Consider the following 22303-nt stretch of genomic DNA (forward strand, 5'->3'; position numbering starts at 1 on the left):
GGAGAAGGAACTGATGGAATCCTGGCGGGATCGATTGGGGGGCTTCATTCCCCGTGCGCTCGTGGCGGCTCACGATCTGGCCATGGTCTGGCTGTGTTGGCAGGTGCTGCACCGGCTGCGCTACGCCATGCTGCCGCACACGCCCGAGTTTCCGCTCTGGTCGAACGAGATCGCGGTCGTGCTGTTGGCCCAGGGGGCCGTGTTCTGGTGGATGGGGCTCTATCGCGGGCTTTGGCGCTTCGCCAGCCTTCCGGACCTGTGGAACATCGTCAAGGCCTGTGCGCTGGGGTTCCTGGGCGTCGTGCTGGGCCTGTTTTTCTACAATCGTTTCGGATCTACGCCCCGGGCTGTTCTCGGCTTCTACCCCTTTGCGCTGGTGGGATTCCTCGGCCTGCCGCGATTGGCCTATCGCGCCTGGAAGGACAGTCAGGTCCAGCGCACGACCGAAAGCGCATCTCGCGTACTCGTCCTCGGGGCTGGTCGCGCGGGCGAAGCGCTCGTTCGCGAGCTTCGGCGTACCGGTGTGTACCACCCGGTAGCCTTCCTGGACGATGCTCCACGGCTCCATGGATCGAAGCTGCTCGGTATTCCAGTGCTCGGTGGACTGGAGAATGCCGCCGCCGTCGCACGCGAGACCGCGGCACGGATGCTCGTCATCGCCATGCCATCGCTGGACGCCCCCGCAATGCAGCGCGTCGTTGCGATCTGCGAGAGCACCGGGCTCCCGTTCCGGATGGTCCCGCGCCTGGTCAATGTCCTGGAAGGACAGTCCATGCCGGGCGATCTGAAGGAAGTCGCGATCGAAGACCTGTTGGGCCGCAAGTCGGTCACGCCGGACTGGAAGCTGATACGCGGCTGGCTGGGCGGGCGCACCGTCATGGTGACGGGCGCTGGCGGTTCGATCGGCTCGGAGCTGTGCCGCCAGTGCGCGCGACATGGCGCGCAGCGGATAGCCCTGGTGGAGATCGACGAGTTGGCGCTTATCACCATCCAGGGTGATCTGCGGCGCGCGTTCCCCGATCTTGAGGTTCTTCCCGTGCTGGGCAATTGCGGTGACCCTGCCGTGATCGCGCATGCACTGCGTGTCGCCGAGCCGGATGCCGTGTTCCATGCCGCCGCGTACAAGCAGGTGCCCTTGCTTGAAGGACACCTGCGGGAAGCGGTCGGAAACAACGTACTCGCGACGGAAACCGTGGCGCGGGCGTGCCGGGAGTCGGGGGTCGGCACGTTCGTGCTGATCTCGACCGACAAGGCGGTAGATCCGGTGAACGTGCTCGGCGCGACCAAGCGGCTTGCTGAGATGGCGTGCCAGGCGCTGGACGACGGTCGTTCCAGTACGCGTTATGTAACGGTGCGGTTCGGCAACGTCCTGGATTCGGCTGGCAGCGTGGTACCTCTGTTCCGCGAACAGATCCGAAAGGGGGGGCCGGTGACGGTCACCGATCCGGACGTCACGCGTTACTTCATGACCATTCCGGAGGCCTGCCAGCTGATCCTGCAGGCGGCATCGGGTGCGGCCCACGCATCGATCTACACGTTGGACATGGGTGATCCGGTGCCGATCCGGCTCCTGGCGGAGCAGATGATCCGCCTGGCCGGCAAGCAGCCGGGGCGCGACATCGCCATCGTCTACACGGGATTGCGCCCGGGCGAAAAGCTGCATGAGACGTTGTTCCATGCCGACGAACGTTATCAGCCCACGTCGCATTCTAAGATCATGAAGGCGCTGGCGCGCGATGTGTCACCAGAGTTCTTGGAGCTCGCCCTGCAACGGCTGCGCGCCGCGTACACCCGTTACGACACCGCAGAGCTTGGCGAGGTACTCAGGGTCGCTGTTCCGGAATTCGCGCCTCTGGCGAGCGATCAGGATGAAGCGTCGGGTAATATCGTGGTCTTTCCCAGCCGTGACGCGCGTAGGATCCGATGACCCGAGCCAGAATCCGCAAGGCCGTGTTTCCCGTCGCTGGGCTCGGCACCCGCTTCCTGCCAGCGACCAAGACCGTTCCGAAGGAGATGCTGCCGATCATCGATCGGCCGCTGATCCAGTACGCCGTTGACGAAGCCGTCGAGGCTGGTTGCGACACGCTCATCTTCGTGACCAACCGCTACAAGCATGCGGTGGCGGACTATTTCGACAAGGCCTACGAACTCGAACAGAAGCTAGAGCGCTCCGGCAAAGCGGAACAGTTGGAACTGGTCCGCAACGTGCTGCCGCCGCACGTGCGTGCGGTATTCGTCACCCAGGCCGAAGCTCTGGGCCTTGGGCATGCGGTGTTGTGCGCCAAGCCGATCGTCGGCGACGAACCGTTCGCGGTCCTGCTCCCCGACGACCTGATCTGGAACCGCGGTCCCGGTGCGCTGAAGCAGATGGCCGATGCGGCCGAAGCCGGTGGCAGCAGCGTCATCGCGGTGCAGGACGTGCCGCGGGAGCAGACGGGCAGCTACGGTATCGTCGCGACCGAGGCGTTCAATGGCCGCGAGGGGCGCATCAGTGCCATCGTCGAGAAGCCGAAGCCCGACGTCGCGCCGAGCACGCTGGCCGTCGTGGGGCGTTATGTCCTCGACGCGCGCATCTTTTCGCTGCTGGAGAGCACGACGCCGGGCGCGGGCGGCGAGATCCAGCTGACCGATGCGATCGCGGCGCTGCTTGCGGAGAAGCCTGTTCATGCCTATCGGTTCCAGGGCACGCGTTTCGACTGCGGTACCCACATCGGCCTGATCGAGGCGACGATCCGCTACGCACTCGACCATGAGAAGCTCAGCGACGCAGCGCGAAGCATGATGCAGAGTGCCCTGAACGAGTTGGGCGTGCAGGACCTCGGCTGAGCGGATTGCCGTGGGGTGGGTGCGGCGTAGACGCGCCGCGCCGCTGCCCGCGTTTGGAGATGGCTCCGTGCAGATGGCATCGCGCAACTATTATGCGGAGACGGCAGGCACTGCTCCGGCGCTGCAAGTGCTGCAGTCACGCGTCGAGGCAGAGGTCTGCGTCGTGGGCGGTGGTTTCGCCGGTTTGAACACGGCGCTGGGTTTGGCCGAACGCGGTGTACGCGATGTTGTGCTGGTGGAAGCGGATACGCCGGCATTCGGTGCTTCCGGGCGCAATGGCGGGTTCGTGTTCGGCGGCTTTTCGCGTGGTGAAGCCTCACTGCTACGCGATCTTGGGCCGGTGCGTGCGAACGCCTTGTACGCAGGGACGACGGAGGCGGTGGAACTGATCCGTCGTCGTATTACCCGATATGGCATCGCGTGCGATGACACCCAGGCGGGGATCATCTGGGCGAACTGGTTCGACGACCGGGAGGTGCTCAGGCAGCGGCAGGCGCTGCTCCTGGATACCTTCGGTCAGGACTGGCAATGGATGGATCGCGACGAGGTCCGTCGCCAACTGCGCACGACCCGCTATCACGACGCCCTGTACGAACCGCGGGCGTTCCACTTCCATCCATTGAAGTATGCCAACGGGCTCGTGCGCGTAGCGGCTGAGCAGGGCGTTTCGCTGTTCGCCCGGTCGCCGGCGGTGTCGCTGCACCGTACCCGCGACGGTTGGCGCGTCACGACGCCTTCGGGAAGCATTGATGCCAGGCAGGTAGTGCTTGCCTGCGGTGGGTATCTGGCGGGTCTGCACAGGCGGGTGGACGCCGGTGTCCTGCCCATCGCGACCTACGTCATGGTTACGACGCCACTGGGTGCACGGCTGGAGGAGGCGATGCGTACCCGTGCCGCGGTCTACGACACGCGCTTCGCATTCGACTATTACCGGCCGCTGCCCGATTCCCGTTTGCTGTGGGGAGGGCGCATCTCCATCCTCGACCGCTCGCCACATGCGGTCAGACGCCTGCTGTACCGCGACATGTTGAAGGTCTTTCCGCAACTGGAAGGGGTGGGTATCGACTACGCCTGGTCGGGCCTCATGAGCTACGCACGTCACGAGATGCCGCAGATCGGGCAGGTCGAGCCCGGTCTCTGGGTGGCGCAGGCATTCGGCGGGCACGGTGTGGCCCCGACGACGCTGGCTGGCGAAGTCGTAGCCTCTGCCATTGCGGAAGGCGACGGACGTTGGCGTGAGTTCGGTGCCTATGGCCTGGTATCGGCGATGAAGCCAGCAGGATTCCTGGGTGCCCAGCTCAGCTACTGGTGGGCCGAAGCGAAGGATGCGTGGAAGGCGCGGATGGAACAGGGGCAGCGACCATGAGCGGAACTGCAGACCCGATCGGGTGGGACGACTTCATGCGTGTCTGGTTGTGCGCGGGCACCGTGCAGAGGGTCGAGCCATTTCCGGAGGCGCGAAAGCCGGCGTGGAAGGTATGGGTCGACTTCGGACCCTATGGGGTGAAGAAGACCAGCGCGCAGATCCGGTCGCTGTATGCGCCCGAAGATCTGGTCGGACGCCAGATCGTGGGTGTCATCAATTTCCCGCCCAAGCAGGTCGGTCCTTTCATATCGGAGTTCCTGCTGACCGGATTTCACACCGACGAAGGCGTGGTGGTCACGACGGTCGAACGCCCGGTGCCCGACGGCACGCGCATGGCCTGATCACGCTCACCGAATGCAAAGGAATGGCGCCTTCCGGCGCCATTCCTCGTTCAGGCGGGCGAACGGTCTGCTTACAGCGATTCGAAGATGCCCGCCGCGCCCATGCCGGTGCCGATGCACATCGTCACCATGCCGTACTTCTGCTGGCGACGACGCATGCCATGGACGATGGTGGCGGTACGGATCGCACCGGTGGCACCCAGCGGGTGGCCGAGGGCGATGGCGCCGCCCAGCGGGTTGATCTTAGAGGGATCCAGCTCGCTGTCGCGGATCACGGCCAGCGCCTGCGCGGCGAAGGCTTCGTTGAGCTCGATCCAGTCCAGCTGGTCCTTGGTCAGGCCGGCCTGCTTCAGCGCCTTCGGGATTGCGGCGATCGGACCGATGCCCATCACTTCGGGGCGCACGCCGGCGACCGAGAAGCTGACGAAGCGGGCGAGCGGGGTCAGGCCGTAGTCCTTGATTGCCTGCTCCGAGGCCAGCAGAACGCCGGCCGCGCCGTCGCTCATCTGCGAAGACGTACCAGCGGTCACGGTGCCACCGAACTGCGGGTTGCGGAACACGGTGCGCAGCTTGGCCAGGCCTTCCAGCGAGGTGTCGGCGCGCGGGCCTTCATCCTGTTCGACCAGCAGCTTCTTCAGGCGCACGGTGTTGCCGGCGAGGTCGGGTTGGCGCGAGATCACTTCGTACGGACTGATCTCGTCCCTGAACTCGCCGGCAGCCTGCGCGGCCAGCGCCTTCTGGTGCGAGGCGACGGCGAAGGCGTCCTGGTCCTCGCGCGAGACCTTCCATTCCTCGGCGACCTTCTCGGCGGTGATGCCCATGCCATAAGCGATGGCCACGTGGTCGTTGTCGAACACGCTGGGGGCCATGGCGATCTTGTTGCCCATCATCGGCACCATGCTCATGCTCTCGGTGCCGCCGGCCAGCATCAGGTCGGCGTTACCTAGGCGGATCTGGTCCGCCGCCATCGCCACGGCCTGCAGGCCGGACGAGCAGAAGCGGTTGATGGTCTGCGCCGCGATCGTGTTCGGCAGGCCGGCCAGCAGTAGGCCGATGCGCGCCACGTTCATGCCTTGCTCGCCCTCGGGCATCGCGCAGCCGATGATGGCGTCGTCGATGCGATTGAGGTCGATGCCCGGCGCCTGCGCCACGACCGACTTCAGCACGTGCGCCAGCATGTCGTCGGGACGGGTGTTGCGGAACACGCCCTTGGGCGCCTTGCCGACCGGGGTACGGGTGGCGGCGACGATGTAGGCTTCCTGTACTTGCTTGCTCATGTCTCTATGTCCTGTGTCGTCGGCGGTCAGTTACGCAGCGGCTTGCCGGTCTTCAGCATGTGCGCGATGCGGGCCTGGGTCTTTTCCTGCTGGGCCAGTTCGACGAAATGCTGGCGTTCCAGCTTCAGCAGCCACTCCTCGTCGACGAGTGCACCGCGGTCGACTTCGCCACCGCACAGCACGGTGGCGATGCGCACGGCGATCTCGTAGTCGTACGGGCTGATGAAGCGGCCTTCCAGCATGTTGACCAGCATCATCTTGAAGGTCGCGATGCCGACATCGCCGGCCACCTGGATGCGGCGGGCGGGCAGGGGCGGACGGTAACCGGTCTCGGCCAGCGCCAGCGCTTCCTGCTTGGCGATATGCAGCAGTTCGTAGGCGTTGAACGCGACCTTGTGGCCGGCACGCACCAGCCCCAGTTCCTTCGCCTCGACGGCGGAGGCGGACACCTTGGCCATCGCGACGGTCTCGAAGGTCTTCTTGAGTTCGGCGAACACATCACCGCCCGGGCCCGCCGCCTGCGACGCGCGCACCGCGATTTCCTTCAAGCCGCCACCGGCCGGCAGCAGGCCGACGCCGGCCTCGACCAGGCCGATGTAGCTCTCCAGGTGAGCGACGGTGCGTGCACTGTGCATCTGGAACTCGCATCCACCGCCCAGCGCCAGCCCGCGCACCGCCGCCACGACCGGCACGAGCGAATACTTGATGCGCTGGCTGGTGGCCTGGAAGTTGGCGACCATCGCCTCGAACTCGGCGATCTTGCCGGCCTGCAGGGCGCCCAGTGCGCCGGCGAGATCGGCACCGGCGGAGAACGGCTCCTTCGGCTGCCAGATCACCAGGCCCTTGAACTTCTGCTCGGCAATCGTGATCGCCTGTTGCAGGCCGTCCAGCACGGCGTCGGACACGGTATGCATCTTGGTCTTGAAACTGACCACGCCGATACCGTCGCCGTCGGTCCACAAGCGCACGCCGTCGTTCTCGAACACCGTCTCGCCCTGCGGGAAGGTTTCACCCAGCAGCGGATCGGGGAAGCGCTGGCGCTTGTACACGGCCAGCGAGGAGCGTGGCAGCTTGGCGTTCTTGACCGGGCTGTAGCTGCCCTCCGCCGCATGCACGCCTTCGCGGCCGTCGAACACCCAGTTCGGCAGCGGCGCGCTGCTCATGGCCTTGCCGGCCACGATGTCGTCGGCAATCCACTGCGCCACCTGCTTCCAGCCAGCGGCCTGCCAGGTTTCGAACGGACCCAGCGACCAGCCGTAGCCCCAGCGGATGGCCAGATCGACGTCGCGCGCGGTCTCGGCGATGTCGGCCAGGTGGTAGGCGCTGTAGTGGAACAGGTCGCGGAACACCGCCCACAGGAACTGCGCCTGCGGATGCTGGCTCTCGCGAAGCTTGGCGAACTTCTCGGCCGGGTTGCGGATCTTCAGGATCTCGACCACCTCGGGTGCCGCGGTGCGATCGGACGCGCGATAGTCCTGCTTCTCCAGGTCGAGGACGACGATGTCCTTGCCGACCTTGCGGAAGATGCCCGCGCCGGTCTTCTGGCCCAGCGCACCCTTGGCGATCAGCGCTTCCAGCCACTTCGGCGACTTGAAGTAGCCGTGCCACGGATCCTCCGGCAGGGTGTCGGCCATCGTCTTGATGACGTGGGCCATCGTGTCCAGACCGACCACGTCCGAGGTGCGGTAGGTCGCCGACTTCGGCCGCCCGATCAGCGGGCCGGTGATGGCGTCCACCTCGTCGAAACCCAGCTTGAACTCGCCGGTGTGGTGGGCGGTAGCGAGGATCGAGAACACGCCGATGCGGTTGCCGATGAAATTGGGGGTGTCCTTGGCGTACACCACGCCCTTGCCGAGCGTGCTGGTCAGGAAGCTTTCCAGGCCTTCGAGCACCGAGGCATCGGTGGATTTGGCCGGGATCAGCTCGGCCAAGTGCATGTAGCGCGGCGGGTTGAAGAAGTGGACGCCGCAGAAGCGGTGGCGGAGTTGCTCAGGAAGCACCTCCGCCAGCTTGTTGATGCCCAGGCCCGAGGTATTGCTGGCCAGAACGGCATGGTCCGCCACGAACGGCGCGATCTTCTTGTACAGGTCCTGCTTCCAGTCCATCCGCTCGGCGATGGCCTCGATGATCAGGTCGCAGCCCTTCAGGTGCTCCAAGCCGGTCTCGTAGTTGGCCGCCGTGATGGATTCGGCCAGCGACTTGCTGGCCAGCGGAGCGGGGCTCAGCTTCGCCAGATTGGCGATCGCCTTGTGCACGATGCCGTCGGGATGGCCGTCCTTGGCGGGCAGGTCGAACAGGACGGTGTCGACACCGGCATTGGTGAGGTGCGCGGCGATCTGCGCGCCCATCACGCCGGCGCCCAGCACGGCCGCCTTGCGAACAAGCAGGGGATTGGACATGGGATTTCCTTGGATTGCAGGGGTTTAGGTGCGGTCGGCGCGCAGGCCGGCCTCGGCGAAGCGGATCAGTTCACGGGCGGCACGCTCACGGTGCGCTGCCTCCGTGACACCCGTGGGGCGCTTGATCAGGCCGAAATCGGCCATGGCGTAGGTCAATGCCCCGGAGAAAAAATCGAGTCGCCAGTACAGCTCCTCCTTGCTGAGGTCGGGCACGCAGGTGGCGATGGCCTTGCCGAACTCGCGCAGCACGTGGCCGTAGTGGTCGGAGAGGAACTTGCGCAGGCCGTCGTTCTTCTCGGCGTAGGCGCGCGCGATGACCCGGACGAAGGCACCACCGCCATGCCGGTCCTGGGCCAGGGCCAGAGCGGGCTCGACGAAGGCGGCCAGGATGGGCTCAAGCTCGCCGGGGCGGTCGGCCAGCGCCTTTTCCAGCAGCGAAAGGCGCGCCACGGTCATGTCGTCCATGCGCCTGCGGAACACCTCGTTGACGAGGTTTTCCTTGCTGCCGAAGTGATAGTTGACCGCGGCGATGTTGACGTCCGCCCGGCTGGTGACCTGCCGCAGGGAGGTGCCGGCGAACCCGTGCTGGGCGAACAGCTCTTCGGCCGCTCCCAGGATCCGCTCCTTGGTCGAGAAATGCGTGGTGTTGCCCATGACCCCCTCCGGGACTGAATCAAACGCTTGTTTGACTCATTGTCTGTCTGGGCGGGTCGGGGTGTCATGCTGCGAAGCAGCAAATCTGCCCGTCCCCCGGCTGCACACTTCCGTCGGATACGTTAGAATCTCGCTACGCTTTCTGGTCTAAGCCCGCGTTTCGACGCGGGTTTTTCATGTTAACCTTGGGCCTTCAGTGGCCCGCCCAACGGAGATAATCCCCATGGCGCTGGAGCGCACCCTGTCGATCGTCAAGCCCGATGCCGTTGCCAAGAACGTCATCGGCGAAATCTATGCCCGTTTCGAAAAGAACGGCCTGAAGATCGTCGCCGCGAAGATGAAGCACCTGTCGCGTCGTGAGGCCGAAGGTTTCTACGCCGTGCACCGCGAGCGTCCGTTCTTCAATGCGCTGGTCGAATTCATGATCTCCGGTCCGGTCGCCATCCAGGTGCTGGAAGGTGAGAACGCTGTGCTGAAGCATCGCGACATCCTCGGCGCCACCAACCCGAAGGACGCTGCGCCGGGCACGATCCGCGCCGACTTCGCCGACTCCATCGACGCCAACGCGGCACACGGTTCGGACTCGGTCGAGAACGCGAACATCGAGATCGCGTATTTCTTCGCTGCGACCGAAGTGTTCTCGCGCTAAGCGATAGACGATGAGCAGCCACGAACTGCCGCCGATCGAGTTGAAGCTGGCCACGGACGCTCCGTCCGTGGCTATCGGCGCGTCCGTGTCCGCGAAACAGAACCTGATGGACCTGGATCGTGAGGGTCTTGAGCGGTTCTTCGTCGGTAAGCTGGGCGAGCAGAAGTTCCGTGCGCATCAGGTGATGAAGTGGATCCATCACCGGTACGTCACCGACTTCAATGAGATGACCGATCTCGGCAAGAACCTGCGCGCGAAGCTGCAGGAGCATGCTGAAGTCGTTGTGCCGCAAGTAGTGTTTGATAAGCCCTCCACCGACGGCACCCACAAGTGGCTGCTCGGTATGGGCGTGGACGGCAAGAATGCCGTCGAAACCGTCTACATTCCCGACAAGAGCCGCGGCACGCTGTGTGTGTCCTCGCAGGTCGGTTGCGGTTTGAACTGTACTTTTTGCTCGACCGCCACGCAGGGGTTCAACCGCAACCTGACGACCGCCGAGATCATCGGGCAGGTGTGGGTGACGGCGCGCCACCTGGGCAACGTGCCCGCACAGAACCGTCGCCTCACCAACGTGGTGATGATGGGCATGGGCGAGCCTCTGCTCAATTTCGACAACGTCGTGCGCGCGATGAACATCATGCGCGACGATCTGGGCTACGGTTTGGCGAGCAAGCGCGTCACCCTGTCGACCTCCGGCTTGGTGCCGATGATTGATCGGCTCTCCACCGAGACCGACGTATCGCTCGCGGTCTCGCTGCATGCACCCAACGATGCGCTGCGCGAACAGTTGGTGCCGCTCAACAAGAAGTATCCGATCGCCGAACTGATGGCGTCGTGCGTCCGCTACCTGCGCGCCAACAAGAAGCGCGATTCGGTGACGTTCGAGTACACCCTGATGAAAGGCGTCAACGACCAGCCCGAGCATGCGCGCCAACTGGCGCAGCTGATGCGCAAGTTCAGCAATGCCGCGCAGCTGAAAGATGCCGGCAAGGTCAACCTCATCCCGTTCAACCCGTTCCCTGGAACACGCTATGAGCGTGCACCAGAGGAAGACATCCGCGCCTTCCAGAAGCTGCTGCTCGATTCCCAGGTGTTGACCATGGTCCGCCGGACCCGGGGCGACGATATCGACGCCGCCTGCGGTCAGCTGAAGGGACAGGTCATGGACCGGACCCGTCGCCAGGCAGAATTCCGCCGGCAGTTGCAGGAAAAGGGCATCGACGATGCGGCCTAAGGCGATCTGCCTGCTGCTGATCACTCTATTGCTGGCTACGGCCTGCAGCCGCCTGACCTTCGTCCGACCCAAGGGCAAAATGGAGCCCATGTCCGGGCAGCAGACAACGCCTGAGTACTCGGTTGGCGACAGTCCTGAGGTGAAGCGCCGCCAAGCCTTGCAGACACTGCTGGCCCGTGCGGTGCAGCGACTGCAGGCGGGCGAGCCTGATGCGGCTGAGAAGGACGCGCGCGCAGCGCTGAAGCTGGATGCCGGCTCGGCTGATGCGACGACCGTGCTCGCGGTGGTCGAAGACCAGCGCGGCAACAGCGACGCGGCTGGAAAGCACTACAAGCGTGCTGCAGAGTTGGCTCCTTCGCAGGGCGCGGCGCTGAACAATTACGGTACCTGGCTGTGCGCAAACGGGTTTGCTGCGGAGTCGCTGGTGTGGTTCGACCGTGCGATCCAGGCCCCCGGTTACGCCACCCCTGCCTCGGCCATGGCCAATGCGGGAAGCTGCGCGCTGAAGTCCGGTCAGGACGAGCGCGCGGCGCGTGACCTGCGTCAGGCGCTCGCGCAGGAGCCGGCAAATGCGGTCGCACTGGAAGCCATGGGCGAACTCGAGTTCCGCCAGCAGCAGTACATGTCGGCCCGCGCGTTCGTCGAACGCAGGTTGGCGGCGGCGCCCGCCAGCGCCGCTGTGTTGAAACTCGCATCACAAATCGAGGATAGACTCGGCGACAAGGCCGCTGCCAGTCGATATGTTCAGCGGATTCGGGCGGAGTTCCCCGACGCGCAGGACGTCACAACCGGGGGAAATGCAGGGCCATGATGCAATCGGTAGTCGGGGATGTGCCCACGCCGCAGGGGTGCGGCGTGGTCTTGAAGGCGGCACGCGAGCGGGCCGGCCTGTCGGTGCAGGAGATCAGTCAGCGGCTGAAGATGCCCGTGCGGGTGATCCAGTCGCTTGAAGCGGGGCAATGGGACCAGTCCGGGGGCGTGGTATTCGTCCGGGGTCAATTGCGCAGCTATGGCCGCCTGCTGAAAGTGGATGTGGAGCCGTTCCTGCAGCAGGCGGAGACGGTGGTGGCGAGGCCGGCCGAGCTGGTCAGCCATTCCCACACCCCTCGTTTCCAGTACTTCTTCGAGAGTTTCAAGCGGCGTGCGGTCTATGTCGTGCTGACGCTCGTCATCGCCACGCCGGTGTGGATGGCGTTGCGTCCTTCGTCCGGTCCTTCGCCGGATGCCGCCACCGCGTCGCTGGACGTGGTGCCGGTCGCGCCGCGTGCGGGCCCGATGGCGGACGCATCGTCTCCTGCAGTCAAGCCTCAGGCGGCTCCTTACGTCGCCTCGATGGCGCCGTTGCCTCGTGCGGCGACACCTTGGCTCTCGCTGTCGTTCAAGGGCGACAGCTGGGTAGAGGTCAACGCGCCCGATGGCCGCAAGGTCGAGCACGCGTTGCTGCGTGCGGGCGATGAGCGGCGCTACGCGCAGGGCGAGGTGGGCCGCATCAAGCTCGGCGATGCGACGGCGGTCGACGTTCAGCAAGCGGGTAGTACGGTGGATCTGGCGCCGTACCAGCGAGCGAATGTCGCACGCTTTACGGTATCCTCTGAGGGTTCCCTGGCGCCGGTCGTTGACTGACCCGCGTGCGGGTTTGTCCAACCTAGACCGAGACCCCGCCTGAGACGGGGCAAGAGAGCGCATGGCGATTGACGATCTGCTCGACGAGCACGAACAAAGCGAACGTGTCCGCAGCTGGCTGAAGAACAATGGTGCCGGCCTGTTGGGCGGCGTGGTCCTGGGGCTGGGTGTGATCCTCGGCTGGCAGTGGTGGCAGAAGGACCAGGCCGGCAAGAAGGAGCAGGCGTACCAGAGCTATCAGGCTGCCGTCGAAGGGCTCGCCAAGGGCGATCTCAAGCAGACCCAGGGCGCGGTGGATGCGCTGGTCAAGGAGGACGCGCTGTACGCCGACGTCGCCGGACTGCAATTGGCCAAGGCGCAGATCCAGGCTGGCGAACGTGATGCCGCTATTGCCACGCTGCGCACCCTTACCCCTGACAATGCGTTGCGGCCGTTGGTGAATCTGCGGCTCGCACGCCTGCTGATCGATGCGGGCAAGCATGATGATGCGTTGAAGGTGCTGGACAAGGCAGACGATGCCTCCAGCCTCGAAGTGCGTGGCGATGCGTTGCTGGCGACCGGCAAGTCAAAGGAAGCGCAGGATGCCTACACCCGCGCGTTGACCACGCTGGATGCGGTTTCTCCGCAGCGCCGGCTGGTGGAGTTGAAGTTGATCGATGCCGGCGGCACGCCGCCCAAGACCGGAGGTGCAGCATGAAGCGCGCTACCGGTCCCGTGGTTCGCCTGGTCGCGGCCGCCACGATCGTGGCCGCGCTCGGCGGCTGCAGCACGGTGAAGGGCTGGTTCTCCGGCAAGGAAAAGGAAGGCGAAAAGCCGGTCGATCCTGCGGAGTTGGTCGACTTCACGCCGGTCACGTCGGTTTCCAAGCTGTGGAGCGCGAACGTGGGCAAAGGCGAGAAGCGCCTCGGCCTGCAGCAGGTGCCCGTGGTCGACGACGGTCGTGTTTATGCCGCAGCGGTGGAAGGCGGGGTGCGTGCGTTCGACCTGCAGACGGGCAAGCAGGTGTGGCAGTACAAGTCCGACCTGCGTCTTTCTGGCGGTCCGGGTGCCGGGGACGGGCTGGTGGTCGTGGGCACCCTCGACGGACAGGTCATTGCCCTGGACGCAGCGACGGGCGCGGAGAAGTGGCAGGCGAAAGTGCCCAACGAGGTCATCGCGGCACCGGCCATCGGCCAGGGCATGGTCTACGTTCGCACCAATGACGGACGAGTGACGGCGTTGTCGGTGGAAAGCGGCGAGCGTCGCTGGTTCTGGAACAACGAACTCCCCAGTCTCACGGTGCGCGGCAACGCGCCGGTCGTAACGGGTCCGGGCGTGGTGTTCGCGGCCAGCGACGACGGCACGGTCACGGCGCTGGCCGGCAACGACGGTCGTCCGATGTGGACGCAGGCCGTCGGCATTCCGGAAGGCCGCAGCGAGCTGGAACGCATGGCTGACGTGGACGGTGCCCCCGTCTTGGAAGGCAGCACGCTGTACGTCACCAGTTTCAAGAAGGAAACGGTCGCCCTCGAAGGCCCATCCGGGCGTCCGCTGTGGACCCGCGACAATGGGGGCGCCGGTGGTCTGGGCGTGACCAGCAGCGCCGTTGTCGTGTCCGACCCGGCCGGTACGGTGTGGGGGCTGGACAAGTACAGCGGCAGCGCGCTGTGGTCGAACACCACGCTGGCACGCCGGTCGCTCACCGCGCCGACGATCCATGGTGATTACGCGGTGGTCGGTGATTACGACGGCTACCTGCACTGGCTGAAGACGGACAACGGCGATGTCGCGGCGCGTGCGCGCGTCGGCGGCAAGGCCATCCGTGGCAAGCCGGTCGTGGCTGACGGCATCCTGCTGGTGCAGGATGTGGAAGGCGGGCTGACCGCATTCGGGTTCAAGTGATCCGATGAAGGAGCGGCCAGGCCGCTCCTCCGAGTTTCAGGAAAGGGCCGCATTGCGGCCCTTTTTCGCGAAGGGGGGCGTATTCCGCTACCATGGCGACCCCTTGATCGACCGGAGCGGTCGCGCCACCCGCGCGACGGCGAGCGTCCGGCGCCCCCTTTCTTCACGGTTGCCCCCTGCATGCTGCCCCTCGTCGCCCTGGTGGGCCGTCCCAATGTCGGCAAATCCACCCTGTTCAACGCGCTGACCCGCAGTCGTGACGCGCTGGTCCACGACCAGCCGGGCGTGACCCGTGACCGCAACTACGGTGTCTGCCGCCTCGATGAGGAGGACCCGTTCCTGGTGGTCGATACCGGCGGCATCGCCGGCGAAGAGGAAGGTCTGGCCGGCGCGACCGCACGGCAGGCGCGCGCCGCGGCCGAAGAGGCCGACCTGGTCCTGTTCATCGTCGATGGCCGCGAGGGCGCCTCCGCGCTGGATGACGACATCCTGGCCTGGCTGCGCAAGACGTCACGCCCCACGTTGCTGGTCATCAACAAGATCGACGGCATCAACGAGACCACCGCGATCGCGGATTTCGCGCGCTATGGGTTCGCCGACGTCATTACGATCTCTGCCTCGCACCGCCAGGGCATCGACGACCTGCTGGAAGAAGTGCACCAGCGCCTGCCCGAAGAAGGCGGCTCCGCGGGCTTGGACAACGATCCGAACCGCATGCGCGTGGCTTTCGTGGGGCGCCCGAACGTGGGCAAGTCGACGCTGGTGAACCGCCTGCTGGGCGAAGAGCGCATGATCGCGTCCGAGGTGCCTGGCACCACGCGCGATTCCATCGCCGTGGACATGGAGCGCGATGGCCGCCAGTACCGTTTGATCGACACCGCCGGCCTGCGTCGAAAAGGCAAGGTGGAGGAGGCCGTCGAGAAATTCAGCGTGGTCAAGACGCTGCAGGCCATCGAGCAATGCCAGGTGGCCGTGCTGCTGCTGGACGCGACTGAGGGCGTCACCGACCAGGACGCGAGCGTGCTCGGTGCCGTGCTCGATGCCGGCCGTGCGCTGGTGGTGGGGATCAACAAGTGGGATGGACTGACCGCCTACCAGCGTGAGCAGGCCGAAGCGCTGCTCGCCCGCAAGCTGGGCTTCGTCGAGTGGGCCGAAGTGGTGCGCATCTCTGCCCTGCATGGCTCGGGGCTGCGCGAACTGTTCAAGGCGATCCACCGCGCGCATGCGTCGGCGACCAAGGAGTTCGGTACCAGCGAGGTCAACAAGGCGCTCGAGATCGCCTACGAGACCAATCCGCCGCCAAGCATCCGCGGGCATGTCTCCAAGCTGCGTTACGTGCACCCGGGCGGCGCGAATCCACCGACCTTCATCGTCCATGGCACGCGCCTGAAGGTGCTGCCGGAGTCCTACAAGCGCTATCTGGAAAACTTCTTCCGCAAGCGTTTCAAGCTGGTCGGTACGCCGGTCCGCTTCATCTTCCGCGAGGGCGCCAACCCGTACGAAGGCAAGAAGAACGTGCTGACCGAGAAGCAGATCGCCAAGAAGCGCCGTCTGATCCGGCACGTCAAGCGCGGCAAGTGACGGGTTACCCGACCCGCATCGATTTCGCCACCGCTGCGGAGATCATCCGCGACGTCGCCGCCAACCGGATGCTGAAGGCCGAACGCGTCCCCGTTGGCCGGGCCGCTGGCCGCGTGTTGGCCGAGGACATCAACGCACCGCTCTCGCTGCCGCCATTCGACAACAGCCGCATGGACGGCTTCGCTTTCGCCCATGCCAGCCTTGCGCAGAACGAAGCGACGACGCTGCGGCTCGCGGGTGAGCAGTTTGCCGGCCGCTTGCAGGATATCCACGTCGGAACAGGCGAATGCATCCGCATCACCACCGGTGCTCCGCTTCCGGCCGGTACCGATACCGTCGCCATGAAGGAAGCATGTGTCGAGGCTGACGGCCAGGTCCGTGTACCGGCAGGATTGCCACGGGGCAACGATGTTCGCCGTGCCGGCGAGGACGTGGTGGCTGGCACGCACGTGCTCTCCGAGGGACAGTGGCTGACGCCGGCGCGCGTCTCGCTGGCCGCAGCGTTGGGCATCGCATCGTTGGCCGTCACGCAGCGCCCGACCGTGGCCGTCTTCACCACCGGTGACGAACTGGTGGAGCCGGGCCTGCCGTTGGCGCCCGGCCAGATCTACAACAGCAACCGCGAACTGCTGATGGGTCTGCTGCGCGCGGAGGGTCTGGAGCCAACCGCGTGGCCGACCCTGCCCGACGATCCCGAACGGATGACGACCCTGCTCACCGACGCGGCTGCGGCGTTCGACGTGGTCATCACCTGCGGTGGCGTGTCTGCGGGCGAGAAGGATCATCTGCCCGGGCTGCTGGCCGCGCATGGCCGTACCCACTTCTGGAAAGTCCGCATGAAGCCGGGCATGCCGGTACTGTTCGGCGAAATGGACCGTGCGCTTTTCCTGGGCCTGCCTGGTAACCCGGTCTCGGTGCTGGCGACGTTCATGACGTTGGGCCGTGGGCTGCTGGATGGTCTGCAGCGCCGACGCGAGCCACGGCCGCAGTGGAAGGCGGTCCTCGGCGCGCCGTGGCGGAAGACGCACGAGCGACTGGAGTTCCTGCGCGGCTGGCTGGACAGCGCCTCCGATGGCCGGTTGCAGGTCGTGCCGAATACGGCCGATGCGTCGCACCAGCTGCGTGCGGCGGCCGACAGCAATGCCCTGATCGTGCTGCCCGAAGGGGTGCGCGACTACCGTACCGGTGATGTCGTGGACGTGATCGCCTGCTGAGGCGGGCGACGCCGCGACTTGCGCGATAATCGACGCATGGCCATCCGCGAAATCGAACCCCGTGACGTTGCCGCGCTGCTCGCGCAGGGCAGCGTGTTCATCGACGTGCGCGAGGAACACGAACGCGCCAGCGGCCAGGCGGAAGGGGCGCTCGGCATCGCGAAGGCGGAGCTGGAACGCGATCCCGCAGCCCATCTGCCCGACCGCAATGCGAGCGTCGTCCTGATCTGCCAGATGGGCGGGCGCTCGATGGACACGGCGCGCGTGCTCGAAACCGCTGGCTACACCACGTTGGCTTCGGTCGCGGGTGGCACGTCTCGGTGGAGGGAACAGCGCCTTGCGATCGTCGTGCCGGCGCAGTCCGACGATGCGCGCGATTTCAACGAGCGCTATTCGCGCCATCTGTTGCTGCCCGAGGTGGGCGTCGCCGGCCAGCAGCGCCTGCAGCAGGCACGCGTGCTGATGATCGGCGCCGGTGGACTTGGCTCGCCGGCGGCGTTCTACCTGGCGGCGGCCGGGGTAGGGCACCTGCGCATCGCGGATGACGACGTGGTGGACCGTAGCAACCTGCAGCGCCAGATATTGCATACCGAAGCACGCATCGGCGAGCCGAAGGTCGCGTCGGCGCAGGCCACGCTGGCCGCGCTCAATCCACGCACGCAGGTGGAGGCGGTCGCCGAGCGCGTCACCGCGGACAACGTCGAACGTCTGCTCGAGGGTGTTGACGTGGTGCTGGATGGCGCGGACAACTTCCCGGCCCGCTACCTGCTCAACGACGCCTGCGTGAAGCTGGGCAAGCCGCTCGTGTACGGCGCCGTGCAACGGTTCGAAGGGCAGGTGAGCGTGTTCGACGCCGGGCGTCACCGCGGCGAGCAGCCCTGCTATCGCTGTCTGTTCCCGGAACCACCCCCGCCGGAGTTCGCGCCGAACTGTGCCGAGGCCGGTGTACTGGGCGTGTTGCCCGGCGTGATCGGACTGCTGCAGGCCACGGAAGTGATCAAGCTGCTGCTCGGTACCGGCGAGACGCTGGCCGGCAGGTTGCTGCACTTCGATGCGCTGGCCATGCGGTTCCGCGAAACCCGCCTGCGCCACGATCCGGCGTGCCCGGTCTGTGCGGCCGATCGGCCGTTTCCCGGTTACATCGATTACGCCGCGTTCTGTCGCACGTCCTGATCAGTAGGTCGCGCGCATGCGCAGTCCGTCGCGGAACTGTCGCGGGGTGATGCCGGTGTCACGCTTGAACGCGGCGCTCAGGTGGCTGTGGCTTGCGAACCCGCACGCGTGTGCGATGTCGGTGATGTCGTCGCTGCCGTTGAGCAGGTACCAGCGTGCGCGGCGTAACCGCTGCGCCAGGATGTACTGCGCCGGGGTCGTGCCGAAGGTGCGCCGGAACGCGATCAGCAACTGGTGCACGCTCATGCCCGCCAGTGAGGCGAGGTCGGCCAGTGCGATGCGCTGGCCCAGCGTGTCCTCGATATGGTCGCTGAGCTGCCGCGCCATGCGGGGTGCGAGCGATGCCGGGGCCGGCGCCGGCACGGCGGGCAAGCGGTAACCGTCGTACAGATGCTGGCGCAACAGCAGTTGCAGCCGCTCGGCCATCATGGCCGACACATCGTCGTCCTGCTGGCTGAGCCTGCCCAGCCGCGCGACGCTGTAGTGGAGGAATTCGTCGCGATGGCCCAGCCTGGGCATGAGCCCCTCGATGGGGACGCGCCGGTCGGCACCGATGTCGACGTCCGCCGTCGGTGAGATGCGCAGTTCGGCGTAGGTGATGACCTGTCCCATCGCCTGGCTGGCGTAGCGCTTTCCCGCGGGCACCAACCAGATGTCGCCGGGAGAGGGCGGGGCATGCGTGGCGCCGACGCCGTCGATCTCGGTATCCAGTTCGCGCATCGTGCCGCCCAGGTGGACGATGACCGTATGGCGTGGCGCGTCGATCGCCCACAGCGTGCGCTGGCGGATGTCCTCCCGGCAGAGCACCAGTTCCACATCCGGCCAGTGTGCCTGCGCCAGCACCCGGTACTGCGGCGCAGCGCCGGACGCCGGATCGTTCGCGGGCGGGATCGCCTCATGCGGCTCACTAATGTGAGTTGACGCCGGAGAATTTGATAGCGGATGGGACATCGTGAAAGCCCGCCGGAACGCTTCCATCGCATCTTAGACGTGCCTCGCCGCGCTGCCCACTGCAGCGGCGGTGGGTGTCCTTCCCTGCCAGGAGCATTCCCATGACCGACCATTCCATCCGCGGCAAAGTCGTCCTGATCGCCGGCGGTGCCAAGAACCTCGGCGGCCTGATCGCCCGCGACCTTGCGCAGCAGGGTGCCGCGGCCGTCGCCGTCCATTACAACAGTCCGGCCAGCAAGGCCGATGCCGACGCGACCGTCGCCGCCATCCAGGCTGCAGGGGCGAAAGCCGTCGCGCTGCAGGGCGACCTGACCACGGCGGCGGCCATGGAACGCCTGTTCGCCGATGCCGTCGCCGCCGTCGGGCGTCCGGACATTGCCATCAACACGGTCGGCAAGGTCCTGAAGAAGCCGATCGCCGAGATTTCCGAGGCCGAGTACGACGAGATGTCGGCGGTCAACGCCAAGAGCGCGTTTTTCTTCCTGAAAGAGGCGGGCAAGCACGTCAACGACAACGGCAAGGTGGTCACGCTGGTCACCTCGCTGCTTGGCGCCTTCACGCCGTTCTACGCGTCGTACGCCGGCACCAAGGCGCCGGTGGAGCACTTCACCCGCGCGGCGGCCAAGGAGTTCGGCGAACGCGGCATTTCGGTGACGGCGATCGGTCCCGGCCCGATGGATACGTCGTTCTTCTACCCGGCCGAAGGCGCAGACGCCGTCGCTTACCACAAGACCGCGGCCGCCCTGTCGCCGCACAGCAAGACCGGGCTGACCGATATCGAGGACGTGGTGCCCTTCATCCGCCACCTGGTCAGCGACGGCTGGTGGATCACCGGGCAGACCATCCTGATCAATGGCGGTTACACCACCAAGTAAGTCGCGCGGTCAGGCGGCCTCGTGCTGCCTGGCCCATGTCGTGCGGCGTGCGCTTGCGATAACGTGAGCGCAACGGACGACTACCGCAGAGGAAGAGCGTCATGCGCACCCTGATCTTCATCGCCGTCGGCGTGCTGCTGGTGGGCAGTGCGATGTGGCTGGTCCGCCCCGGCAGGCGTCGCGCCGTGGCGGCGGTCTTCAGCGTGGGCTGGCTGGCGGCCGTGTGGTGGAACCTGCGGACCGGCATGTCGCATGGCTATTCGCTGCAGGAAGAACTGCCGATCCAGGCCGCGATCTATGTCGTGCCGGTCGCGTTGGCGTGGTGGTTGGCGAGAAAGACCCGGCACTGAAGCGCGTGCATACCCCAGGATAGGGACGGCAAGGCGGACACCATCCGGTAGACTTCCCGCATGAGCGCAGAATCCGGTGCCAGCCAACTGGTCAGTGTCGTCGCCCTGCTGGGCGCAGCGGTGGTTGCGGTGCCGATCTTCCGGCGCCTGGGTCTGGGGTCGGTGCTCGGGTACCTGGCCGCAGGCCTGGCGATCGGACCGTTCGGACTGAAGTGGTTCACCGATCCCCAGTCGATCCTGCACGTTGCCGAACTGGGCGTGGTGATGTTCCTGTTCGTCATCGGCCTGGAGATGCGGCCCAGCCACCTGTGGAGTCTGCGCAAGCAGATCTTCGGCCTGGGTGCGCTGCAGATCGCGGTGTGCACGCTGCTGCTGACCGGCGTCGGCCTGCTGTTCGGCTATTCGCTGCCGGTGTCGTTCATCGGCGGCATGGGCTTCGTGCTGACCTCCACCGCGGTGGTGATGCAGTTGCTGGCCGAACGCGGCGATGTCGCCCTGCCCAACGGGCAGAAGGTGGTCTCGATCCTGTTGTTCGAAGACCTGTTGATCGTGCCGCTGCTGGTGCTGGTCGCCTTCATGTCGCCGCAGGTGGTGCAGCCGGAAGAGGGCTCCCGCTGGCTGTCGATCGGCATCGCCGCGGCCTCGCTGGGCGGCCTGGTCGCGGCTGGCATCTGGCTGCTGAATCCGTTCTTCCGCATCCTCGCCGCTGCCAAGGCGCGCGAGGTGATGACGGCCGCTGCGTTGCTGGTCGTTCTGGGCGCGGCTTTGCTGATGCAGCTGGGGGGCCTATCGATGGCGATGGGCGCGTTCCTGGCCGGCGTGCTGTTGTCCGAGTCGACCTTCCGCCACCAGATCGAAGCCGATATCGAACCGTTCCGCGGCATCCTGCTGGGCCTGTTCTTCCTCGGCGTCGGCATGGCCCTGGACCTGGCCGTGGTGGCCGCCAACTGGCCGCTGATCGTCAGCGCGGTGCTGGCGATGATGGTGGTGAAGGCCCTCTGCATCTACGTGGTGGCGCGCGTGACCCGCAGTTCGCACGTCGAGTCCCTGGATCGTGCCGTGCTGATGGCGCAAGGCGGCGAGTTCGCGTTCGTGCTGTTTGCCGCGGCGGCGGCGGCCGGCATCATCGACGCCACGGTCAACGCCAACCTGACGGCGATCGTCGTGCTGTCGATGGCACTGACGCCGCTGTTCGTACTGCTGCTGCGTCGCTTCACCCATCCCGAGAAGCCGTCGATGGAAGGCATCGAGGAGGCCAAGGGGCTCAGCGGCAGCGTGCTGATCATCGGCTTCGGTCGCTTCGGCCAGGTCATGAGCCAGTCGTTGCTGGCGCGCGATGTGGACGTGACCATCATCGACACCGACATCGAGATGATCCGCAGCGCCGAGGAGTTCGGCTTCAAGATCTACTACGGCGACGGCACGCGACTCGACGTGCTGCGCGCCTGCGGCGCGCAGACGGCGCAGTCCATCGCCATCTGCATCAACGACAAGGAAGCGGCCAGTCGCATCGTCGAACTGGTCCGGCACGAGTTCCCGCAGGCGCAGGTGCTGGCGCGCTCGTTCGATCGCGAGCACTCGCTGGCACTGATCGCGGCGGGCGTCGATTTCCAGATCCGCGAGACCTTCGAGTCGGCGGTGGAGTTCGGCAAGGCCGCGCTGATGAGCGTGGGCACCTCGCCGGAGGAGGCCGATGCGATCGCGCTGGAGATCCGCCGGCGCGACGCCGAGCGCTTCGAGCTCGAGATCGCGGGCGGTGGCGACCTCAAGTCCGGCATTCCTGCGCTCTACGGCAATGCCAAGCCGGCCAAGCCCACGCCGACTCCGTTCACCAAGCCCAAGCGCGAAGCGAAGGCATTGAACGAGGAAGCCGCCGAAGCGATCGGAGAGGAAGAAGAGGAGTAACCGT

Annotated in this window: 20 protein-coding genes; 16 read left to right on the plus strand and 4 right to left on the minus strand. The window is 66.0% G+C overall.

Translation table 11 applies throughout. The features are described 5' to 3' along the window. Positions 1-13 precede the first annotated feature (13 nt). The 4 genes from IB230_RS01270 (at position 14) to IB230_RS01285 (ending at position 4533) form a co-directional block, all read left to right on the plus strand. The gene (locus tag IB230_RS01270; protein WP_192271190.1) at positions 14-1927 is read left to right on the plus strand and encodes a nucleoside-diphosphate sugar epimerase/dehydratase; all 1914 of its coding nucleotides are present in this window, start codon (positions 14-16) and stop codon (positions 1925-1927) included. Continuing rightward, the gene (gene galU / locus IB230_RS01275; protein ID WP_192267969.1) at positions 1924-2826 is read left to right on the plus strand and encodes a UTP--glucose-1-phosphate uridylyltransferase GalU; all 903 of its coding nucleotides are present in this window, start codon (positions 1924-1926) and stop codon (positions 2824-2826) included. The genes IB230_RS01270 and galU overlap by 4 nt, the downstream gene beginning before the upstream one ends. Positions 2827-2899: 73 nt before the next feature. After that, positions 2900-4192: an FAD-binding oxidoreductase gene (locus IB230_RS01280; protein ID WP_192271192.1), complete on the plus strand. Its 1293-nt coding sequence runs from the start codon at positions 2900-2902 to the stop codon at positions 4190-4192. Beyond that, on the plus strand, positions 4189-4533 hold the full coding sequence (locus IB230_RS01285) for a tRNA-binding protein (RefSeq protein WP_192267971.1): 345 nt from the start codon (positions 4189-4191) through the stop codon (positions 4531-4533). Before IB230_RS01280 ends, IB230_RS01285 begins: the two co-directional genes overlap by 4 nt. A 71-nt stretch (positions 4534-4604) precedes the next feature. On the opposite strand, the gene IB230_RS01290 is transcribed toward IB230_RS01285, so the two are convergent. Genes IB230_RS01290 through IB230_RS01300 form a run of 3 tightly spaced genes read right to left on the minus strand, consistent with a single transcriptional unit; the run spans position 4605 to position 8863 of the window. Next, on the minus strand, positions 4605-5810 hold the full coding sequence (locus tag IB230_RS01290) for an acetyl-CoA C-acyltransferase (RefSeq protein ID WP_192267973.1): 1206 nt from the start codon (positions 5808-5810) through the stop codon (positions 4605-4607). A 26-nt stretch (positions 5811-5836) separates the two neighbouring features. Next, positions 5837-8209, minus strand: coding sequence for a 3-hydroxyacyl-CoA dehydrogenase/enoyl-CoA hydratase family protein (locus IB230_RS01295; RefSeq protein ID WP_192267974.1), 2373 nt, complete (start codon positions 8207-8209; stop codon positions 5837-5839). A 24-nt stretch (positions 8210-8233) separates the two neighbouring features. Continuing rightward, entirely contained in the window at positions 8234-8863 is a 630-nt protein-coding gene (locus tag IB230_RS01300; protein WP_192267976.1) for a TetR family transcriptional regulator, read from the minus strand. 223 nt (positions 8864-9086) lie between these two features. Between IB230_RS01300 and ndk the strand changes: the two genes are divergently transcribed. The 9 genes from ndk (at position 9087) to moeB (ending at position 18218) form a co-directional block, all read left to right on the plus strand. Continuing rightward, positions 9087-9512 carry a nucleoside-diphosphate kinase gene (ndk, locus tag IB230_RS01305; protein ID WP_093485870.1) on the plus strand — a complete coding sequence of 142 codons (426 nt, stop codon included), beginning with the start codon at positions 9087-9089 and terminating at the stop codon, positions 9510-9512. Between the two features lie 10 nt (positions 9513-9522). Next, positions 9523-10746 carry a 23S rRNA (adenine(2503)-C(2))-methyltransferase RlmN gene (rlmN, locus tag IB230_RS01310; protein WP_192267978.1) on the plus strand — a complete coding sequence of 408 codons (1224 nt, stop codon included), beginning with the start codon at positions 9523-9525 and terminating at the stop codon, positions 10744-10746. A gap of 79 nt (positions 10747-10825) precedes the next feature. Further along, positions 10826-11557 carry a type IV pilus biogenesis/stability protein PilW gene (pilW, locus tag IB230_RS01315; protein ID WP_225589360.1) on the plus strand — a complete coding sequence of 244 codons (732 nt, stop codon included), beginning with the start codon at positions 10826-10828 and terminating at the stop codon, positions 11555-11557. Then, positions 11554-12369 carry a helix-turn-helix domain-containing protein gene (locus IB230_RS01320; RefSeq protein ID WP_192267982.1) on the plus strand — a complete coding sequence of 272 codons (816 nt, stop codon included), beginning with the start codon at positions 11554-11556 and terminating at the stop codon, positions 12367-12369. The genes pilW and IB230_RS01320 overlap by 4 nt, the downstream gene beginning before the upstream one ends. A 61-nt stretch (positions 12370-12430) precedes the next feature. Next, entirely contained in the window at positions 12431-13066 is a 636-nt protein-coding gene (locus IB230_RS01325; protein WP_192267984.1) for a tetratricopeptide repeat protein, read from the plus strand. Continuing rightward, positions 13063-14250, plus strand: coding sequence for an outer membrane protein assembly factor BamB (bamB, locus tag IB230_RS01330; protein ID WP_192267986.1), 1188 nt, complete (start codon positions 13063-13065; stop codon positions 14248-14250). Before IB230_RS01325 ends, bamB begins: the two co-directional genes overlap by 4 nt. Positions 14251-14430: 180 nt before the next feature. Further along, positions 14431-15831: a ribosome biogenesis GTPase Der gene (der, locus tag IB230_RS01335; protein WP_192267987.1), complete on the plus strand. Its 1401-nt coding sequence runs from the start codon at positions 14431-14433 to the stop codon at positions 15829-15831. Beyond that, positions 15828-17045, plus strand: coding sequence for a gephyrin-like molybdotransferase Glp (gene glp / locus IB230_RS01340; protein WP_192267989.1), 1218 nt, complete (start codon positions 15828-15830; stop codon positions 17043-17045). The genes der and glp overlap by 4 nt, the downstream gene beginning before the upstream one ends. An 18-nt stretch (positions 17046-17063) precedes the next feature. After that, on the plus strand, positions 17064-18218 hold the full coding sequence (gene moeB, locus IB230_RS01345; protein ID WP_192267991.1) for a molybdopterin-synthase adenylyltransferase MoeB: 1155 nt from the start codon (positions 17064-17066) through the stop codon (positions 18216-18218). On the opposite strand, the gene IB230_RS01350 is transcribed toward moeB, so the two are convergent. Then, on the minus strand, positions 18219-19061 hold the full coding sequence (locus IB230_RS01350; RefSeq protein ID WP_192267993.1) for an AraC family transcriptional regulator: 843 nt from the start codon (positions 19059-19061) through the stop codon (positions 18219-18221). It abuts the gene before it with no gap. Positions 19062-19270: 209 nt separating this feature from the next. On the opposite strand from IB230_RS01350, the gene IB230_RS01355 reads away from it, so the two are divergent. The 3 genes from IB230_RS01355 (at position 19271) to IB230_RS01365 (ending at position 22299) form a co-directional block, all read left to right on the plus strand. Then, positions 19271-20044 carry an SDR family oxidoreductase gene (locus tag IB230_RS01355; RefSeq protein ID WP_192267995.1) on the plus strand — a complete coding sequence of 258 codons (774 nt, stop codon included), beginning with the start codon at positions 19271-19273 and terminating at the stop codon, positions 20042-20044. Positions 20045-20145: 101 nt separating this feature from the next. Then, entirely contained in the window at positions 20146-20394 is a 249-nt protein-coding gene (locus IB230_RS01360) for a hypothetical protein (protein WP_192267997.1), read from the plus strand. Between the two features lie 60 nt (positions 20395-20454). Beyond that, complete coding sequence (locus IB230_RS01365; protein WP_192267999.1) at positions 20455-22299, plus strand: monovalent cation:proton antiporter-2 (CPA2) family protein; 1845 nt, start codon at positions 20455-20457, stop codon at positions 22297-22299. Positions 22300-22303: the final 4 nt, after the last annotated feature.

This window comes from Pseudoxanthomonas sp. PXM01 (assembly GCF_014851815.1).
Classification (GTDB): domain Bacteria; phylum Pseudomonadota; class Gammaproteobacteria; order Xanthomonadales; family Xanthomonadaceae; genus Pseudoxanthomonas_A.

Excerpts from the sequence above, each read along its gene's own strand:
- IB230_RS01325 (WP_192267984.1), top strand. The coding sequence starts at position 12,431 with ATGGCGATTGACGATCTGCTCGACGAGCACGAACAAAGCGAACGTGTC.
- ndk (WP_093485870.1), top strand. The coding sequence starts at position 9,087 with ATGGCGCTGGAGCGCACCCTGTCGATCGTCAAGCCCGATGCCGTTGCC.
- IB230_RS01355 (WP_192267995.1), top strand. The coding sequence starts at position 19,271 with ATGACCGACCATTCCATCCGCGGCAAAGTCGTCCTGATCGCCGGCGGT.
- IB230_RS01290 (WP_192267973.1), bottom strand. The coding sequence starts at position 5,810 with ATGAGCAAGCAAGTACAGGAAGCCTACATCGTCGCCGCCACCCGTACC.
- galU (WP_192267969.1), top strand. The coding sequence starts at position 1,924 with ATGACCCGAGCCAGAATCCGCAAGGCCGTGTTTCCCGTCGCTGGGCTC.
- IB230_RS01280 (WP_192271192.1), top strand. The coding sequence starts at position 2,900 with ATGGCATCGCGCAACTATTATGCGGAGACGGCAGGCACTGCTCCGGCG.
- IB230_RS01360 (WP_192267997.1), top strand. The coding sequence starts at position 20,146 with ATGCGCACCCTGATCTTCATCGCCGTCGGCGTGCTGCTGGTGGGCAGT.
- pilW (WP_225589360.1), top strand. The coding sequence starts at position 10,826 with ATGGAGCCCATGTCCGGGCAGCAGACAACGCCTGAGTACTCGGTTGGC.
- rlmN (WP_192267978.1), top strand. The coding sequence starts at position 9,523 with ATGAGCAGCCACGAACTGCCGCCGATCGAGTTGAAGCTGGCCACGGAC.
- IB230_RS01300 (WP_192267976.1), bottom strand. The coding sequence starts at position 8,863 with ATGGGCAACACCACGCATTTCTCGACCAAGGAGCGGATCCTGGGAGCG.
- der (WP_192267987.1), top strand. The coding sequence starts at position 14,431 with ATGCTGCCCCTCGTCGCCCTGGTGGGCCGTCCCAATGTCGGCAAATCC.
- IB230_RS01320 (WP_192267982.1), top strand. The coding sequence starts at position 11,554 with ATGATGCAATCGGTAGTCGGGGATGTGCCCACGCCGCAGGGGTGCGGC.
- IB230_RS01295 (WP_192267974.1), bottom strand. The coding sequence starts at position 8,209 with ATGTCCAATCCCCTGCTTGTTCGCAAGGCGGCCGTGCTGGGCGCCGGC.
- bamB (WP_192267986.1), top strand. The coding sequence starts at position 13,063 with ATGAAGCGCGCTACCGGTCCCGTGGTTCGCCTGGTCGCGGCCGCCACG.
- IB230_RS01365 (WP_192267999.1), top strand. The coding sequence starts at position 20,455 with ATGAGCGCAGAATCCGGTGCCAGCCAACTGGTCAGTGTCGTCGCCCTG.
- IB230_RS01270 (WP_192271190.1), top strand. The coding sequence starts at position 14 with ATGGAATCCTGGCGGGATCGATTGGGGGGCTTCATTCCCCGTGCGCTC.
- IB230_RS01285 (WP_192267971.1), top strand. The coding sequence starts at position 4,189 with ATGAGCGGAACTGCAGACCCGATCGGGTGGGACGACTTCATGCGTGTC.